This window comes from Brevibacterium sp. 91QC2O2, assembly GCF_024580695.1.
GTDB lineage: Bacteria > Actinomycetota > Actinomycetes > Actinomycetales > Brevibacteriaceae > Brevibacterium > Brevibacterium moorei.
In genome coordinates this window covers 1-16853 of sequence record NZ_JANIJY010000016.1, presented here as the reverse complement: position 1 = coordinate 16853, position 16853 = coordinate 1, and the positions used below count along the sequence as shown (strand labels likewise).

The window sequence follows — 16853 nt, the reverse complement described above, 5'->3', positions numbered from 1 at the left end:
CCGCCGCCAATCCGTCTCGCCGCGATCCTATCCGCCAAGTGACCCAGCCCTCAAAACTATGCACACCAACCTTTACGTGCTTACACTGCACAATGGCGGACTCCGGCCCCGAAGAGCCGTCATCGAGCCGTCGTGAAGGAAGCTATGAAATCCTCGGATTCCGGTGCCCCAGCGGGCGCCACCCCCGATTCCCCCGCCACTGACGAGGTCGTCGTACGCGACCGCGGCAAACTGGCCAACCGCCACGTCACCATGATCACGCTGGGCGGCATCATCGGCGCCAGCCTGTTCGTGGGCTCCGGCGACGTCATCCGCTCGGTGGGCCCCGCCGCCATCATCTCCTATCTGATCGGCGGCCTGCTGGTCTGGCTGACCATGCAGATGCTCGGCGAAATGGCCGCCCGCCGGCCCGCCGTCGGCTCCTTCATGGAGTACGCCGACGAATCACTGGGCGGCTGGGCCGCCTATCTGTCCGGCTGGCTGTACTGGTACTTCTGGGTCGGCATCATCGCCTATGAGTCCGTGGTCGGCGGCAACACCCTCTTCGGCTGGTTCCCCGCAGTGCCCAGCTGGGCCTGGACCTCGCTGCTGGTCGTCATCTTCCTGCTGACCAACCTGTTCTCGGTCCGCATCTTCGGCGAGATCGAATTCTGGCTGGCCAGCATCAAGGTCATCACCATCATCGTCTTCCTCGTCGCCGGCGCCCTGTTCGTCCTGCACCTGTGGCCCACCTCGGGCGCCCACGATCCGGCCATCTCCAATCTGTGGAGCCACGGCGGCTTCATGCCCGAGGGGGCCGGCACCGCAATCGTCGCGGTCGCCACCGTCATCTTCAGCTACTTCGGCACCGAAATCGCCGTCATGGCGGCAGCGGAGTCCGTCGACCCCGCCCGCGGCATCAAACTGGCCACCCGCACCGTCGTCTGGCGCATCCTGCTGTTCTTCGTCGGCGGCGTGCTCATCATCGTCATGGCCGTGCCGTGGAACGAACTGCCGCCCACCGATGTCGCCGCACCCTTCGCCTACGTCTTCGAGATGCTGGGCCTGCCCCAGGCCAAACTCATCATGAACCTGGTGCTGTTCACCGCGGCGATCTCCGTGCTCAACTCCGGGCTGTATTCGGCCCCGCGCATGCTGGCCAGCCTGTCGGACAAGGGCTTCGCCTTCAAGTGGATCGGCCGCCGCACCAAGTCCGGCGCCCCGATCGGCGCACTTCTGCTGTCGTGCGTGGGCGCGCTGGCCGCGATCGTGGCGAACTTCGCGGGAGCGGAGAACATCTACACGTTCATCATGAACTCCGGCGGCCTGGTCGCCCTGTTCGTCTACGTCTGCATCGCCTGGGCCCAGCTGCGCATGCGCATGAAGCTCTCCCCCGCCGAACGCGCCGAGCTGCCCCTGAAGGTCACGTTCGTCCCCTGGCTCAACCTCGTGGTCTTCGCCGCCGTCATCGCCGTCATCATCATCATGCTGCTCACCCCGGGCGGCCGCGCCCAGGTGTTCACCAGTCTGCTGGCCACCGCCGTGCTGGTCGTGCTGTGGCCACTGGTGTCACGGACCCTGCACCGGCGCGGGGTCGACACCCGCCCGGCGATGGACATCCGTGCCGAAACCGAGGCGGCCGGCAAGTAGCCGAGCGCCCTCTGACCGCCGCGCGCGGGTCGGGGCGAACCGGCCGCCGCACCCCTGGCCGAGGCCACACCCACCCGGGTGTGGCCTCGGCCACTTCCGTGTCCGGCGACTCTTTCTGAAACAAACATTCAGTAGACTGACCTGTGCTTTGGAACACTCCATATGCCTGGAGCCACTTCTGCCGCACGACACACACGTGCGCGACCGCACGACGCAGTATCCCCCGACAGAAAGACCGATACAGGAAACTCTTGATGAAATCTGAAAACAGACCCCAGCACGGCGATGCCCGCAACCAGGGCACCGGTAAGGACGGCGGTGCCGAACTCGGCGAGCGCATCGACGATATCGTCGTGCGCGACAAGGGAAAACTGGCCAACCGCCACATCACCATGATCACCCTGGGCGGCATCATCGGCGCCAGCCTGTTCGTGGGTTCTGGCAATGTGGTGCGCGCAGTGGGCCCGGCGGCCATCATCGCCTATCTGATCGGCGGCCTCCTGGTCTTCCTGGCCATGCGGATGCTCGGCGAGATGGCCGCCCGCAAGCCCGCCGTCGGCTCCTTCATGGAGTACGCGAATGAGTCCATGGGCGGCTACGCCTCCTACCTGACCGGTTGGCTGTACTGGTATTACTGGGCCGGCATCATCGCCTACGAGGCGGTGATCGGCGGCGGGCTGCTCAACGGCTGGTTCCCCGCGGTCCCCACCTGGGCGTGGTCGATCCTGCTGGTGGCCGTGTTCATCATGACCAATCTGTTCTCGGTGCGGATCTTCGGCGAGATCGAGTTCTGGCTGGCCAGCATCAAGGTCGTCACGATCATCGTATTCTTGGTCGTCGGCGCCCTGTTCGTCCTGCACCTGTGGCCCACCGCCGCAGACCACGATCCCGGCATCTCCAATCTGTGGGCCCATGACGGTTTCGCCCCGATGGGCGTGCCCGCGATCTTCATCGCGATCGCCACCGTCATCTTCAGCTACTTCGGCACCGAGATCGCCGTGATGGCCTCGGCCGAATCCGTCGACCCCGCCCGCGGTATCAACCAGGCGACGAAGACCGTCATCTGGCGTATCCTGCTGTTCTTCGTCGGCGGCGTGCTCATCATCGTCATGGCCGTGCCGTGGAACGAACTGCCCGATCCCTCCATCACCGCGCCGTTCGCCTACATCTTCGGCATGTTCGGCCTGCCGGGGGCCTCGACGATTATGGAGATCGTCCTGTTCACGGCCGTCATCTCCGTGTTGAACTCGGGTCTGTATTCGGCCCCGCGGATGATGGCCGCTCTGGCCGACAAGGGCTTCGCCCCGAGGTTCGTGGCCAAGCGCTCGCGCTACGGCACCCCGGTGGTGGCCCTGTTCGCCTCCTGTGTGGCGGCGCTCATCGCGATCATCGCGAACTACGCCGGCGACAAGGGTACCGTGATCTTCGACTTCATCATGAACTCCGGCGGTCTGGTCGCCCTGTTCATCTACGTGTTCATCGCCCTGGCGCAGTGGCGGATGCGCCTGAAGCTCACACCCGAACAGCGCAAGGGCTTGAAGATCCGCTCCTGGCTCACCCCGTACCTGAACATCCTGGTGATCGCGCTGGTGCTGGTCATCGTCGTCATCATGATCATCGATCCGAATGACGGCGGCACCCGCGTCCAGGTGTGGACCAGCCTGATCCTGACCGCAGCACTGTTCGCCCTGTGGCCTGCGGTCAAGTCCACCCTGGCCAAGCGCGGAGTCGACACCCGTCCGGCGATGGACGTGCGCCGGGAGCAGGGCCTGCCGGACTGAGCCGGCCCGCCCCGGCCTGCGCATCACCTCAGGCGGTGACGACCTCCACGAAGCGCAGGCCGGGGACGGTGGCCAATTCGGCCAGCGCCGCGTCGAACTCCTCGGGCGTGCCCACCCTGGCGGTGCGCGCGCCGAAGGACCCGGCATAGGCGATGAAGTCCGGGTTGACCAGATCCGTGCCGGACACCCGGCCCGGATACCGCCCGTCCTGGTGCCGGCGGATCGTGCCGAAGCGCGAGTTGTTCACCAGCACCACCAGCACGTTGAGCCCGTAGCGCGCGATCGTCGCCAGTTCCTGCCCGTTCATCAGCAGGCAGCCATCGCCGGCGAAGCACACCACCTGCCGCCCTGGCAGGGCCAGTGCCGCCGCGGTGGCGGCCGGCACGCCGAAGCCCATGGACCCCGACTGACTGGCCACCTGGCTGGGATAGGCACGGTACCGGTGGTAGCGCTGGGGGAAGGCGGCGTAGTCACCGGCCCCCACGGTCATCACAGTGTCGGCGTCGAAGTGCCGATTGAACACGTCCATGTAGACCGCTGCGGCCGGCGTCTCCGGGGCCGCCGGGTCCGGGCGGGAGACCGCCAGGTAGTTCGCGCGCAGTTCGGCCAGCCATGCAGCCCGCTCCGCCGCCGAGGCCGCGGCCTCGGGCACTGCGCCACCCGGCGTCTGCTCACCGGGCGCCTGCCCGCCGGCGGCCTCGGGCACTGCCGCCGCCGGATCCGCTGCCAGGTTCGCCAGGCCCTCGAGGAACGCGCCCGGCTTCGCCACAACACCAACATGTGCAGGGTAGATCCGGCCGATCACATCGGATGACGGGTAGACGTGGATGAACCGCCTGCCCGGGTCGGAGGCGAACAGCAGATCAGCATTCGCCATCGACAGGCCATCGGGCCTGGCGCCCAGCAGCAACACCACGTCCGCCCGCTGGATCAGGGCGTCCAGGCCCGCCGTGGTGTTCAGGCCCAGGGTGCCCACATAGGCTTCCGAGTCGTTGTCGAGCGCGTGCTGACGGCGCACCACGGTGGCCACCGGGATGCCGGAGGACTCGCCGAACTCGGCCAGCAGGCGCGCCGTCCCGACATCCCAATGGTCCGAACCGGCGATCACCAGGGGCCGGTGGGCCTGTGCCAACAGGGCCGCTGCGCGCTCCAACTCGTGGATGGCCGGCTGCGGATCGGGGCGCGGCAGGCGGGGCACCACGGGCGCGCTGGTCGGTTCGACCAGGGTGTCCTCTGGCAGCACGACCACCACCGGGCCCGGCTCCCCCGAAACCGCCAGGGTCAGGGCGTAGGCGGTGAGCTCCGGGGCCCGCTCCGGGCGGTCGATGACCACGACCTCCTTGGCCAGCCCTGCGAACATGAGCCGGTAGTCAACCTCCTGGAAGGCCCGCCGGCCGTTGACGGCCGTGGGCACCTGGCCGATGAACAGCACCATGGGGCTGGCGTCCTGACCCGCCACATGCACCCCGATCGAGGCGTTCGTGGCGCCGGGCCCGCGCGTGACCATGCAGATCCCCGGGCTTCCCGTGAGCTGCCCGTGGGCCGCCGCCATCATCGCAGCGCCCCCTTCCTGGCGGGTGATCACCAGGTCGATGGACTCGCGGTGCTCGTACAGCCCGTCGAGCACGTCCAGATAGCTCTCGCCGGGCACGGCGAACACGCGCTCGATGCCGAAGGCCAGCAGCTGCTCGACGATCGCGTGCCCGGCCGAGCGCTCGGCAGCGGTGGGGGAAGCCGAACCGGGTGCAGCCGGGTCGGGTGCGACCGCAGCGTCGACGGCCGAGGCCTCGGCCGCCGTGGGCGCACCCGCCCCGGTCGGGGCCTCGCTCACCCAGGCCTCACCGTGCGTCACAGGAACTCGACTCCCTGGGCCAGCGGCAGCTCATCGGAGTAGTTGACGGTGTTCGTCGCCTGCCGCATGTATGCGTGCCAGGAGTCCGTGCCGGATTCGCGACCCCAACCGGTCTCCTTGTTCCCGCCGAAGGCCCCGCCGATCTCCGCGCCCGAGGTCCCGATGTTGACGTTGGCGATCCCGGCGTCACTGCGCGCGATGAAGCGCTCGGCCTCCTTGAGCTCGGTGGTGAACACCGCCGAGGACAGGCCCTGCGGCACCGCGTTGTTCATCGCGATCGCGGCATCGAAGTCCTCGTACTCCATCACGTAAAGGATCGGGGCGAAGGTCTCCTCCGTGACGATCTGCGTCTGAGCCGGCATCTTCACCACGGCGGGCTTCACGTAGTAGGCGTCGGGGGCCTGCTCGACCAGCACCCGCTCACCCCCGGTGAGCACCTGGCCGCCCTGCTCGACGGCGGCGGCCAGGGCCGCCTGCATCGCCTCATAGGCAGGCTTCGAGATCAGCGGGCCCACCAGCACACCGGGAGTCGTGGGCGATCCGATCGCCAGGGTGTCATAGGCCGCGACCAGAGCAGCCGTGAAGTCCTCGGCGATCGACGAGTGCACGATCAACCGGCGCAGCGTGGTGCAGCGCTGGCCGGCGGTGCCGGCGGCGGCGAACACCGAACCGCGGATCGCCAGGTCCTGATCCGCGCTGGGAGCCACGATCGCGGCGTTGTTACCGCCGAGTTCCAGCAGGGACTGGCCGAACCGGCGCGCCACGGCCGGACCGATCTCCCTGCCCATCCGGACCGAACCGGTGGCCGACACCAGGTCCACCCTGGCGTCGTCGACCAGCACCTGGCCGACAGTGCGGTCGCCCACGAGCACCTGTGCCAGGTCCGCGGGCGCCCCGAGTTCCGCAGCGGCACGCGTCAGCAGAGCCGTGGCGGCCACCGCGGACAGCGTCGCAACCTCCGAGGGCTTCCAGACGACGGGATCTCCGCACACGATGGCCAGGGCCGTGTTCCATGCATAGGGTGCCACCGGGAAGTTGAACGCCGAGATGATGCCGACCACGCCCAGCGGATGCCAGGTCTCCATCAGCCGGTGGCCGGGGCGCTCGCTGGCCAGGGTCTTGCCGAAGAGCTGGCGCGACTGGCCCAGGGCCAACTCGCAGATGTCGATCATCTCCTGGACCTCACCCTCGGCCTCCGAGGGGGTCTTGCCGGCCTCCACGGTGACCAGCTTGCCCAGATCCACCTTGTGCTCGCGCAACAGCTCGCCCCAGCGCTGCACCACCTTGCCGCGCACGGGGGCCGGCACATCGCGCCAGGTCTCGAAGGCCGCGCGGGCCCGGTCCAGTTTCGCCGAGGCCGTGTCCGGGGTGTCGGCGGCCAGCCGGCCGAGCACATCGCCGGTCAGCGGCGAGCGCGCGGGGATGGTGGGGGCCGTGCCGGAATCCGCAGAAGCGGAAGCGCCGGCAGCGGTGCCGGAATCCGCGCCCAGCAGGGCCTCGAAGTCGAGCCCGCAGCCGGTCAGCCCGGCCTGTGCCAGGGCGAGCACGTCCTCGCGTGTGGGAAGGGATGACGTCATGGTGTTTCCTTTCTCTCCTCCCCGTCCACTACTTGGCGAAATGTTGATATATCGGGATTTTCGCCCGGAATTCGACATTTCGGTAAGTAGTGGACGGGGTTGACGATGGGTTAGACGAAGTTCAGTTCGGTTCGGGTGGATTGGGTTGCGAAGCGCTGCACGGACATGCCGGAGACATCGACGAAGGGGGTGGTGCCCAGGTACAGGTCGCGCACCACCTCGCCCACCGCCGGGCCCTGCAGGAAGCCGTGGCCGGAGAAGCCGCAGGCGTAGATGAAACCGGCGACCTCCTCGGCCACGCCGATGAGCGCATTGTGGTCGGGCGTGCACTCGTAGAGGCCGGCCCAGCCGCGCCCCAGTCCAACATCGGTCAGGGCCGGCGCGCGCCGTTCCATGAGTTCGCCCAGGTGGTCCAGCCAAGCGGGGTCGCGGCGGGTGTCGAAGGCATTGACGTCCCCGGCCTCTGGCGCACCGAACAGCAGGCCCGAGCCCTCCGAGTGGAAGTAGAACGAGGTGGAGAAGTCGATGGTGAAGGGCAGCCTGCGCGCATCGAAGGCGCTGATCGGCTCGCTCACCACGATCTGGCGGCGCAGCGGGGTGACCGGCAGGTCCACTCCGGCCAGCGCGCCCACCTGCTGCGACCAGGCGCCGGCGGCGCACACCACGGTGCCGGTGGCGATCGGCCCGGCGGACGTGTCCACTCCGGTGACGGCCCCGGATTCCACCGTGATCCCCGTGACCGAGGTCCCCGTCAGGATCGTCACGCCCAGTCGGCGGGCGGCGCGGGCATAGCCGGCCACTGCGGACTCGGGGGTGCAGTGGGCGTCATCGGGGTTGAAGGCCGCCCCGACCAGGCCGGTGGTGGAGATGACGGGGCACAGTTCGGCGGCCTGGGCGACGGTCAGCATCCGTGAGTTCTGTCCCATGCCCCGCTGCACGGCGACATTGTCCTCGAAGGCCGCCGCGTCCTCGGCGCCGTCGAGCAGGAACAGGTAGCCGCTGCCCACGAAGTCGATGTCCTGGTCGAACAGGTCCTTGAACCGGCGGAAGGTCTCCAGACTGCGGGCGCCCAGGGCGATGTTGACGGCGTCGGAGAACTGGCTGCGCAGACCGCCGGCGGCGCGGCAAGTGGAGCCCGAGCCCAGTTCGTTGCGCTCGATCACGACGATGTCGGTGACCCCTGCGCGGGCCAGCTCATAGGCGCTGGCCACGCCCATGATGCCGCCGCCGACGATGACGACGGTCGCATTCGCCGGTGCAGGGCGGGCAGCCGGAGTGGGTCGGGCGGGTGCTGTGGGAGTGGACATGACACCACCTTTCTGTGGCGTGACTCAGTGTTTTGGATCTGTGTTGCGTATCACTTTCCAACAGTCTCACCGGTAGAAACCATTAGGTCTATCGATAGGATTTGAATGTTCCGTTTAGGTCTACTGGATAATGAGCCCCATATGAACTGGACCCTGACACAGCTGCGCGCCTTCGTCGCAATCGCCGACCACGGCACTATGACCCGTGCCGCCCGCGAACTGGGCTATACCACCGGGGCGGTCAGCCAGCACATCTCCGCCCTCCAACGGGCCACCCGCGCCACCCTGCTGCGCCCGGCCGGCCGCACGGTCGAACTGACCCCGGCCGGACGCGCCCTGCTGCCGCGGGCCAGGCGGATCCTGGCCGCAGAGGCCCAGGCCGCCGAAGCGCTGCGCGGGGCCCAGGCCGAGTTCGTCCAGACGCTGACGCTGGGCGTGTTCGGCTCCGCCTCGCTCGTGGCGATCGGACCGGTGCTCGAACGCCTGGCCGACACCGGGGTACAGGTGCGCGCGCACGAGGTCGACGTCGAACACATGCAGCAGGCCGTGATCGAGGGGCGCATCGACGTGGGCATCGGCATCGACTACCCCGCCGCGCCCCTGGCACCACTGCGCGGAGCGCGGATGGTGCCCCTGCGCCACGAGACCTTCATGGTCTACGGCATGCGCGGCGGGCTGCCCGCCGATCTGCACACGGCCCCGTGGATCCTGCCGCCGAACGACTCGTCCTTCGGCCGAGCCCTGCGCTTCGCCTGCGCGGACCTGGGTTTCGCCCCGGTGGAGCGGCACATCGTCACGGACACCGCGGTATCCCTGGCCATGGCCGGCGCCGGGGTGGGCCTGACCCTGGCCACCCCCACGATGCTGGCCCTGGCGCCGGGCGTGGCCACCGTGGTGCCGGGCACCGAGTGCGGTGCGCGCACGATCGTGGCGATGGTCCGCGCCGAGGTCGAGGACGGGGCGGCGACCGAGGTCCTACTCGAGGCCCTGCAGGAGACCTTCGGGTAGGGGATAGGCGGCGGGCCGACTGTGCGCGTCGGGGTATCGGCCGGATCGCGGCACGGGCCCCGCAGTCCGGGATGTCGGACGCTTTCACCTCCCGACACGCTTGTGTCACCGGTCACGTTTGAGAACATGGCTAGCGCCCCACTCGGACAAGACCAGGAGAACCCCTATGGCGACCGAACCCGAACACCCGCACAAGAGACTGGACCCGGATCCCCGGGATCTGCACTATGCCGTCGAAGAAGGCGCTCAGAGCCTGGTGGAGGCCCGCACCATCGACTGGGTCCCGGAACGCGAACGACATGGCAGGCCGTTCTCCCAATTCACCCTGTGGTTCGGATCGAACACGCAGATCACCGCCATCGTCGACGGGGCGCTCGCCGTCACCGCCTTCAAGTCCGGCGCCCTCTGGGCGATCATCGCCCTGCTCATCGGCAATATCATCGGCGGGGTGATCATGGCACTGCACTCCGCGCAGGGCCCCAAACTCGGCTTGCCGCAGATGATCTCCTCCCGCGCACAGTTCGGTGTGATCGGCGCGGTCGTCCCCTTGGTCCTCGTCGTCCTCATGTATATCGGGTTCGCCTCCACCGGCGCAGTGCTCTCCGGACAGGCGGTCAACGGGATCCTGCGAGTGGAGACGCCGTGGGTCGGCATCGTGATATTCGGCGTCCTCACCGCGGCGGTCGCGCTCCTGGGGTACCGGTACATCCATGTGCTGGGCCGGATCAGCACGATTACCGGCTTCATCGGGTTCGTCTACCTGTCCATCTGCGTGATCACCCAGGTGGACCTGGGCGCCGTCTTCGGTGACACCACCTTCTCATTCCCGACCTTCCTTTCGGTGGTGGGACTGGCGGCCGGGTGGCAGATGACCTACGGACCCTATGTCGCCGACTATTCGCGCTACCTCCCCAGTTCCACCAAGCAGTCCACAACATTCGGCTGGACGTTCCTCGGATCGGTCGTCGGCTCGCAGTGGTCGATGATCCTGGGCGTCATCATCGCCACCGCCGCGGGCGAACTGTTCCTGTCCAACCAGGTCGGGTTCATCGGCGAGCTGGCCGGCGGCGGAGTGCTCGCCCTGCTCATGTTCATCGTCATCCTGATGAGCAAGCTGACGGTCAACACCCTCAACGCCTACGGCGCCTTCATGTGCACTCTGACAATCGCCACCTCGTGGAACCACCGCGCCGCGGTCACCAAGGCGACCCGAGCGGTTTTCGTCTGCACCATCGTCGCACTCACCGTGATCGTGGCCCTGGCCGCATCCGCAGAGTTCCTGGGCTTCTTCAAGAACTTCGTCCTGCTCCTGCTCATGGTGTTCACCCCGTGGTCGATCATCAACCTCGCGGACTACTACCTGGTGTCCAAGGACCGTTTCGACATCCCCGCGCTCTATACACGGAAGGGACGCTACGGCAGCTGGAACGCGGCGGCGCTGACCAGCTACGTCATCGGCGTCGCCATTCAGATTCCATTCCTGGACCAGACCCTGTACACGGGTCCGATGGTCGAGCTGATCGGCGGCGCAGACGTTTCCTGGATCCTCGGGCTGGTCGTCACGGCCCTCATCTACATTCCTTGGGCCCGCAGGATCAATGTCGCACCGCCCGCGACGATCTTCCCGGAGCACGATGAGGGGCGAGCGGTCTCCCTTTGAGCGCTCGTCCGGGTGCTCGGCCCACGGCCTGTGGGGATGAGACACCGGTGTGGTCTCCCCATTCCTCATCCCCCGGGAGTACCCGGACGGCCTCCTCCCGGACGACGCCCGGCACTGATTCCGCCGCGTAGACTCGGCCCATGCACGGGGATCGGGACGGGGATCGACACACCGGCGGGCCGGAGGGCCCCACCCGTCATCTGCCCGCGTTCCTCGTGGCCGCAGCCGCCATCGCCCTGCTCGTGCAGACCCCGCCCACCATCGCCCTGGGCGTGCTGCACGGCCAGTCCACGGCCTGGATCGTCCTCAAGGTCGTGCTCGCCGCGGCTTCCGCCCTGACCCTGCTCGCCGCGGCCCGCCGGCCGGGTCCCACCGTCGCGGTGGTCGCCGGGCTGTCCCTGGCCATGCTGTTCATCCCGCCCCAGCTCGGTCCGCCCCCGCTCGCGCTCGGTTTCGCCCTGATCGCTGCCCTCGTGTGGGCCGCGCCCGTCTGGGCTGTGGCCTCGGCCGGGGCGGCCTGGCTGGCCGGCGTCACACTGGTAGAATTCCTCGCACCACAGCACGCGGGCCCGCGCATCATCGCGGGCACCGTGGCCCTGGCCGTGTGCACCGGCATCGGTGTGACGATCCGGACCAAGACGGCCCGCGCCGCCCGCCGCACACAGGAACTCGCCGAGCGCGCCAGGGCCGCGGAGCAGGCCGAACGCGCGGCCATCGCCCGCGAACTCCACGACGTGCTGTCCCATTCGCTCAGCCAGATCTCCGTGCAGTCGGGCATGGGGCTGCACCTGTTCGACCGCGACCCTGCACAGGCGCGCGAGGCCCTGAGCAATATCCGACGACTCGCCGGCTCTGGCCTGGCCGAGGCCCGTGGCGTGTTGGCTGCACTGCGCGGCGAGGATGCCCCGCTGAGCCCCGCGCCCCAGCTCGCCGAGCTGCCCGAACTCATTTCCGCGCACCGCTCCCTGGGCCTGGACATCGTCTTCGACGACCGGATTGCGATTCCGGACCGGACGAGCGGGGCCGGACGGATGAACGGGGAGGTCCGGACGAGCGGGGCGGGCCGGACCCCGCCCGCCGGCCCCATTCAGGCGACGGCCGTGCGGATCGTGCGCGAGGCCCTGACGAACGTCCTGCGGCACTCAGCCGCGGACCGCGCACTGGTCCGTCTGGAGCGAGACGGGGACCGACTCGTCGTGCTGATCGAGGACGACGGCGTCGGGCCCGGCGTGCCTGCGGAACAGGGCGGGCCGGTGGAACAGGGCGGGACTGCAAGCCAGGGTGGCTCCGCGAGTGGCGGGCCGACCAGCGCCCGGCACGCTCCCTCCGGCGGCGGCCTGCGCAGTATGCGCGAGCGCGCCGAACTGGCAGGCGGCACCCTGGACATCGCCTCGGGCGCCGCGGGTCGCGGCACCCGCATCACAGCGCGCCTGCCCTGGACGCAGGACCCGACTGCAGGCCGGGCTGCGAATCCGGCTGCAGACCGAATGGATGAGGAGAAGCCGATATGATCCGCGTGGCCCTGGCCGATGACCACCAGTTGGTGCGCGCGGGCTTCCGCGCCCTGCTCGACGCCGAAGAGGACATCGAGGTGGTCGCCGAGGCCGCCGGCGGGCATGAGCTCCTGGCCGCCCTGCGGGATGCCGCGGACCGGGGCGCACCCGTAGACGTGGTCCTCGTCGACATCCGGATGCCCGAGGGCGACGGCCTGTGGGCCACTGAGCAGATCGCCGCAGATCCCGCCTTGGACGGACTGCACGTGGTGATCGTGACGACCTTCGAACTCGACGAGTACGTGGTCCGCGCGATCCGGGCCGGTGCCGCGGGCTTCCTGGTCAAGGACACGGAACCGGCCGATCTCATCCGGGCCGTCCGCGCCGCCTGCGCCGGGGACGCTGTACTCTCGCCGGGTGTGACGCGCCGGCTGCTGGACCGGGCCGCCACCGGCCTGCGCGCCACGCCCGATACCGCTCTGCTGGCCGGGCTGACCGAGCGCGAACGCGAGGTGCTGCGGCTGGTGGGCCACGGCCTGACGAACGACGAGATCGCCGGGCGGCTGGTCCTCTCCCCGCTGACCGCAAAGACCCATGTCTCCCGCATCATGCAGAAACTGCGCGCTCGCGACCGCGCCCAGCTGGTGGTCACGGCCTACGAGGCCGGCCTGGTGGCGCCCGGCTGGCAGTAGCCTCGGCCGGAGTAATCCTCTGGGAGCAGGGAGGAACACTCCCCCGGCCGGATGTGCGATGGCCGGGTCCGGGCTTGGATGGAGGTACGAATCGGTCCCGCGCTCATTGCCGGGGTCTCCACCGCAGAGGAGATCATCATGTTCAGCGCACTCGCCACCTCCGGAACGGGCGGCTTCGGGCCGACTGGCTACGGGCGCGGAGGTTTCGGCCCGCACATTCCGCCGTTCGTCCCGTTCATCGGCATGTTCATCACCGCCTTGTTCATCGCCGCCATCGTCGTGCTCGTGGTGCTGCTCATCAGGCGCACCGCGGCGCTGCGCAGGCTGCGCTCCCAGCAAGCCGGCCCCTTGTTCCAGGCCCAGCGCACCCTGGCCGAGCGCTTCGCCCGCGGCGACATCGACGAAGTCGAGTACCGCGAGCGCCTCGAAGTCCTGCGGGCCAACACCGCCTCCGGAGCCGAGGCCGCACCCGGGAAACCGTGACCGGCTCCGGCTGGGCGAACTCCGATACCGCAGAACCGCGGCGGAACTCGCCTGGAATAGGTGAGTGTCAGCATGGACGCTACCGACTTGTGGCCGGCATTTGCGCAATGCTGGCCCCGGCTCGCCTGATAACCGGTATCACGTCGACGGTCGCATCCGTCGTCTTCTCCTCGGAAAGTGCTGCAAGGAGTTTTTCCGCGGCCCGGGCACCCATTTCGACCCCATCCAGTTGAATCGTCGTCAGAGGGACCCTGGTGAATTCGACCCAATCGTCATCGCTGAACACGACGATCGACAGGTCTTCCGGCACACACATACCGAGCTCGCCTACCGCACGATAAAGACTGCGCGCCTGGTACGAGTCCACTGCCGCAATGGCAGTGAGGTCCCGGCGCCCCCGTAGCCAAGCGGTCAGCCGGTCTTGCGCATCCGGACTTCGATGCGGGCTCAGCAGTAAGTCGTCCTCCTCGACCCGCACGCCTTTTTCCTGCAGTGTCTTGACGAATCCCCTGACACGTAGGACAGAAGGTCGATCGGCTCCATGGACGCTCAGCTCCGCACCCCCGCCCCGGTGGACTTCACCTGGAGTGACGACGATCGGTTCTTCCGTCTGGACAGCAGCCGTCATGCCGATTCTGCGGTGTCCAGCATTCACCAGTAGCTGCGCGGCCAGACTTCCTGCTCCGACATTGTCGGATACCACCCCCGACACGTCCTCTGGGGCACGGTCGAGATAGACAACCGGCACAGTGGCATCGGCCAAATGCGATCGCTCTTCAACGATCACCGGCGACACGATCAAGCCTTCCACTCCATGGGACAGCAGTGCCGATACCCCATCACGTTCCACTCCGAGCTGATCCGAACTGGTGAAGACCACCACCTGGTAACCTGCGGGCTCGGCAACACGGCAGATTCCGGCAAGGGCTTGGGAGAAGAGCCCATCGGAAATATCTGCGCAAATGAATCCCAAGAGCTGGGTGCGTCCGTTGCGCATCGCTCTGGCCAACTTCGAAGGCGCATACTCGAGTTCTTCCGCAGCCCGTAGCACAGCATTTCTCACCGTGTCGCTGGCATATCCGTAGTCGCCCAGTACACGCGCGGCACTGGCACGCGAGACTCCGGCGGCGGCGGCAACGTCCTTGAGCGTCACATTCTTCATCCGACGGCCTCCATCCACCCCGCTGTTTGAAAACGGCTACGACTGCTGTCAGTCGGCTCCGGCCCGATCGCAGGCGTCCCCGGCAAGGCGGGACACCGCCTCGATGACTGCGGCTTCACCGTCTACGATAGCCCAGGCCATCAGGGCGTCCTGGGTCCCTGCACCGCCGATCAGTACCGTCTTCGGTCCGGTCATTCGCCCGAAATCCTCTGTGTACTCACCAAGCACGTCCGTGCCCAGACGGAGGAATTGTGGATTTCCTGCTAGGCTTCCGGCACCGTGGACCGGGCCGAAGGAATCCACTTCGTCGATGTCGGTGATCACCAACCGGGATGCCGCCACAATATCCGGAGCGATCTCGCTGTGATCGGGGGCGAAGGAGTTTATTGAGGCAATTATCGTGCTTTCCCCCGCTCCTGAGGCTTCGAGCTCCCCCAATTCGACCACTGGGCTGCGACTCGAGGTGCAGCAGGCAACGACATCCGCTCCCTGCAACGCCGCAGCCTTGCTTTCAGCCAAGACTTCCCCATCGTTGACAGACGGCCTTGACGGTGCCCAGATCCGAACTTCTGAAGCCCCCAGCACGCTACCGGCTAGCCGCGCCACTTGCCTGCCCTGTGCACCGTAGCCGATCACAGCCACCACGGGGTCTGCAATGGTCAGCACGCTCCGCACCCCGGCGATTAATGCCCCGGCTGTTCGCAGTACCGTTACCGCACCGCCGTCGAGGACCGCCCGAGGTTCTCCCGTCTGTGCGGAGAAGAGCGTTACGGATGCTTGCACCCGGTCGAGCCCCATGCGTGCATTGTCGTTTACCTGCATACCCGATTTCACACAGGTTCCCAGGCCGGGGACGAAGCCCATGTGCCCGAAGAGGAGAGCTTCTGGCTGATCTAGTGCCCTCTCCACTCGACCGCCGAACTGCGATTGCAGGACACCCACATGTTTCGTGATGCACCCCGCCAACCCCATCAGCTCGACCCCGGTGGAATCGGGAACCGCTTTCATGCACTCCGCAGCGGAATACAGGCGGAACGAGCTCGACGTACTCACAACACCCTAGCCAAGAACTCAGTGGTGCGCGGATGTGTGCTGTCCTTGAAAATCTCCCTGGGAGTGCCGGCTTCCACGATGATTCCCCCGTCCATGAAGACGACCTTGTCTGCAACGTCGGCCGCGAAGCCCATTTCGTGGGTGACGATGACCATCGTCATCCCTTGCTCGGCCAGATTCTTCATGACCTCCAGAACATCGCCGACCAATTCCGGATCGAGCGCCGAGGTCGGCTCGTCGAAAAGCATGACTTCCGGATGCATCGCCAAAGCTCTGGCAATGGCGACGCGCTGTTGCTGACCACCGGAAAGCTGTGCGGGTTTGAACCCCGCTTTATCGGCTAAACCGACTGAGGCCAGCAGTTCCGTGGCTTCTGTGTTGATCGCGGTTCCTCTGGAGCCATTGATCAGACGAGGTGCCAGAGTTACGTTCTCCAGCACGCTCAAATGTCCGAATAAGTTGAAACTCTGGAACACCATTCCCATGCGTTCTCGTTGACGTGCCAACTGAGCCGATTTCATCTCACTCAGATCATCGCCTCGCCATGAGTATCCCACCGGTTCGCCGTCTAGGTAGACGTAGCCAGCGTCGGGTCTTTCCAACAGGTTGAGGCACCGTAACAGGGTGCTCTTGCCTGATCCGGACGGTCCAATCACACATTGCACTTCGCCTTTGTGCACATCGAGCGACACCCCGCGCAGAACATGGTTGCTCCCGAATCTCTTATGGATCCCGTCGGCCTTGAGCAGCGGCCATTCCATATCTGCCGAGTTGACGGCACCGGCCGCAGTGATTTTTTCATTCATTACGCCATCACCTTCTTCGGGCCCTTCGAAGCAAACGGGTTAAACCTCAGTCTCCGAACATTGAGCATCGGCTGATCATGTATGCGACGTTCTATCAGCTGTTGCGCGATGGTGAAGATCGTTGTAAGCACCAGATACCAGACTGTGGCTACGAGGAGAAGGGGAATAGTCTGATACGTGCGAGAGTAAATCATCTGCGCGCTGTAGAGCAAATCGGGCGTCGCTAGCCTGGGTTTTTCATGGTGTGGGGTGTCCGGGGTGTGGATGAATAGGTGAAGGTGACCTCTGACCTGGGAAAATAGGACTTGTCTAGAGTTCAATTCCCGCAGAAGAAAGATCACCTTCGAAGT

The 16853-nt window shown here is 66.9% G+C and carries 13 protein-coding genes; 7 read left to right on the top strand and 6 right to left on the bottom strand.

Annotation, left to right across the window (positions count from 1 at the left end; translation table 11 throughout):
• Positions 1 to 144 precede the first annotated feature (144 nt).
• Together NQ036_RS11100 and NQ036_RS11095 are read left to right on the top strand one after the other, a co-directional pair.
• Positions 145 to 1629: an amino acid permease gene (locus NQ036_RS11100; RefSeq protein WP_257058990.1), complete on the top strand. Its 1485-nt coding sequence runs from the start codon at positions 145 to 147 to the stop codon at positions 1627 to 1629.
• 254 nt (positions 1630 to 1883) lie between these two features.
• A complete protein-coding gene (locus tag NQ036_RS11095; protein WP_257058987.1) occupies positions 1884 to 3410 on the top strand; it encodes an amino acid permease in 1527 nt (508 codons plus the stop codon).
• Between the two features lie 28 nt (positions 3411 to 3438).
• Here NQ036_RS11095 and NQ036_RS15835 read toward each other — a convergent pair whose 3' ends face one another.
• The 3 genes from NQ036_RS15835 to NQ036_RS11080 form a co-directional block, all read right to left on the bottom strand.
• On the bottom strand, positions 3439 to 5262 hold the full coding sequence (locus tag NQ036_RS15835; RefSeq protein ID WP_257058984.1) for a thiamine pyrophosphate-dependent enzyme: 1824 nt from the start codon (positions 5260 to 5262) through the stop codon (positions 3439 to 3441).
• Positions 5259 to 6839 carry an aldehyde dehydrogenase family protein gene (locus NQ036_RS11085; protein WP_257058982.1) on the bottom strand — a complete coding sequence of 527 codons (1581 nt, stop codon included), beginning with the start codon at positions 6837 to 6839 and terminating at the stop codon, positions 5259 to 5261. The genes NQ036_RS15835 and NQ036_RS11085 overlap by 4 nt, the downstream gene beginning before the upstream one ends.
• 110 nt (positions 6840 to 6949) lie before the next feature.
• Positions 6950 to 8146 (bottom strand): FAD-binding oxidoreductase, encoded by a 1197-nt coding sequence (locus tag NQ036_RS11080; RefSeq protein WP_257058979.1) that lies wholly within the window; start codon positions 8144 to 8146, stop codon positions 6950 to 6952.
• 141 nt (positions 8147 to 8287) lie between these two features.
• On the opposite strand from NQ036_RS11080, the gene NQ036_RS11075 reads away from it, so the two are divergent.
• From NQ036_RS11075 to NQ036_RS11055, 5 genes are all read left to right on the top strand, one after another.
• Positions 8288 to 9154, top strand: coding sequence for a LysR family transcriptional regulator (locus NQ036_RS11075; RefSeq protein ID WP_257058976.1), 867 nt, complete (start codon positions 8288 to 8290; stop codon positions 9152 to 9154).
• 166 nt (positions 9155 to 9320) lie between these two features.
• Positions 9321 to 10814, top strand: a complete 1494-nt coding sequence (locus tag NQ036_RS11070) for a cytosine permease (protein ID WP_257058973.1) — start codon at positions 9321 to 9323, stop codon at positions 10812 to 10814.
• A gap of 140 nt (positions 10815 to 10954) precedes the next feature.
• Positions 10955 to 12325 carry a sensor histidine kinase gene (locus NQ036_RS11065; RefSeq protein WP_257058970.1) on the top strand — a complete coding sequence of 457 codons (1371 nt, stop codon included), beginning with the start codon at positions 10955 to 10957 and terminating at the stop codon, positions 12323 to 12325.
• Positions 12322 to 12999: a response regulator transcription factor gene (locus NQ036_RS11060; RefSeq protein ID WP_257058967.1), complete on the top strand. Its 678-nt coding sequence runs from the start codon at positions 12322 to 12324 to the stop codon at positions 12997 to 12999. The genes NQ036_RS11065 and NQ036_RS11060 overlap by 4 nt, the downstream gene beginning before the upstream one ends.
• A gap of 138 nt (positions 13000 to 13137) precedes the next feature.
• Positions 13138 to 13482 carry an SHOCT domain-containing protein gene (locus NQ036_RS11055; protein ID WP_257058965.1) on the top strand — a complete coding sequence of 115 codons (345 nt, stop codon included), beginning with the start codon at positions 13138 to 13140 and terminating at the stop codon, positions 13480 to 13482.
• Between the two features lie 79 nt (positions 13483 to 13561).
• Here NQ036_RS11055 and NQ036_RS11050 read toward each other — a convergent pair whose 3' ends face one another.
• From NQ036_RS11050 to NQ036_RS11040, 3 genes are read right to left on the bottom strand one after another with little or no spacing between them, the layout of a single operon-like run.
• Positions 13562 to 14644, bottom strand: coding sequence for a LacI family DNA-binding transcriptional regulator (locus NQ036_RS11050; protein ID WP_257058962.1), 1083 nt, complete (start codon positions 14642 to 14644; stop codon positions 13562 to 13564).
• A gap of 48 nt (positions 14645 to 14692) precedes the next feature.
• Positions 14693 to 15697, bottom strand: coding sequence for a hypothetical protein (locus NQ036_RS11045; protein WP_257058961.1), 1005 nt, complete (start codon positions 15695 to 15697; stop codon positions 14693 to 14695).
• Positions 15694 to 16503, bottom strand: a complete 810-nt coding sequence (locus tag NQ036_RS11040; protein WP_306427835.1) for an amino acid ABC transporter ATP-binding protein — start codon at positions 16501 to 16503, stop codon at positions 15694 to 15696. The genes NQ036_RS11045 and NQ036_RS11040 overlap by 4 nt, the downstream gene beginning before the upstream one ends.
• Between the last annotated feature and the right edge of the window lie 350 nt (positions 16504 to 16853).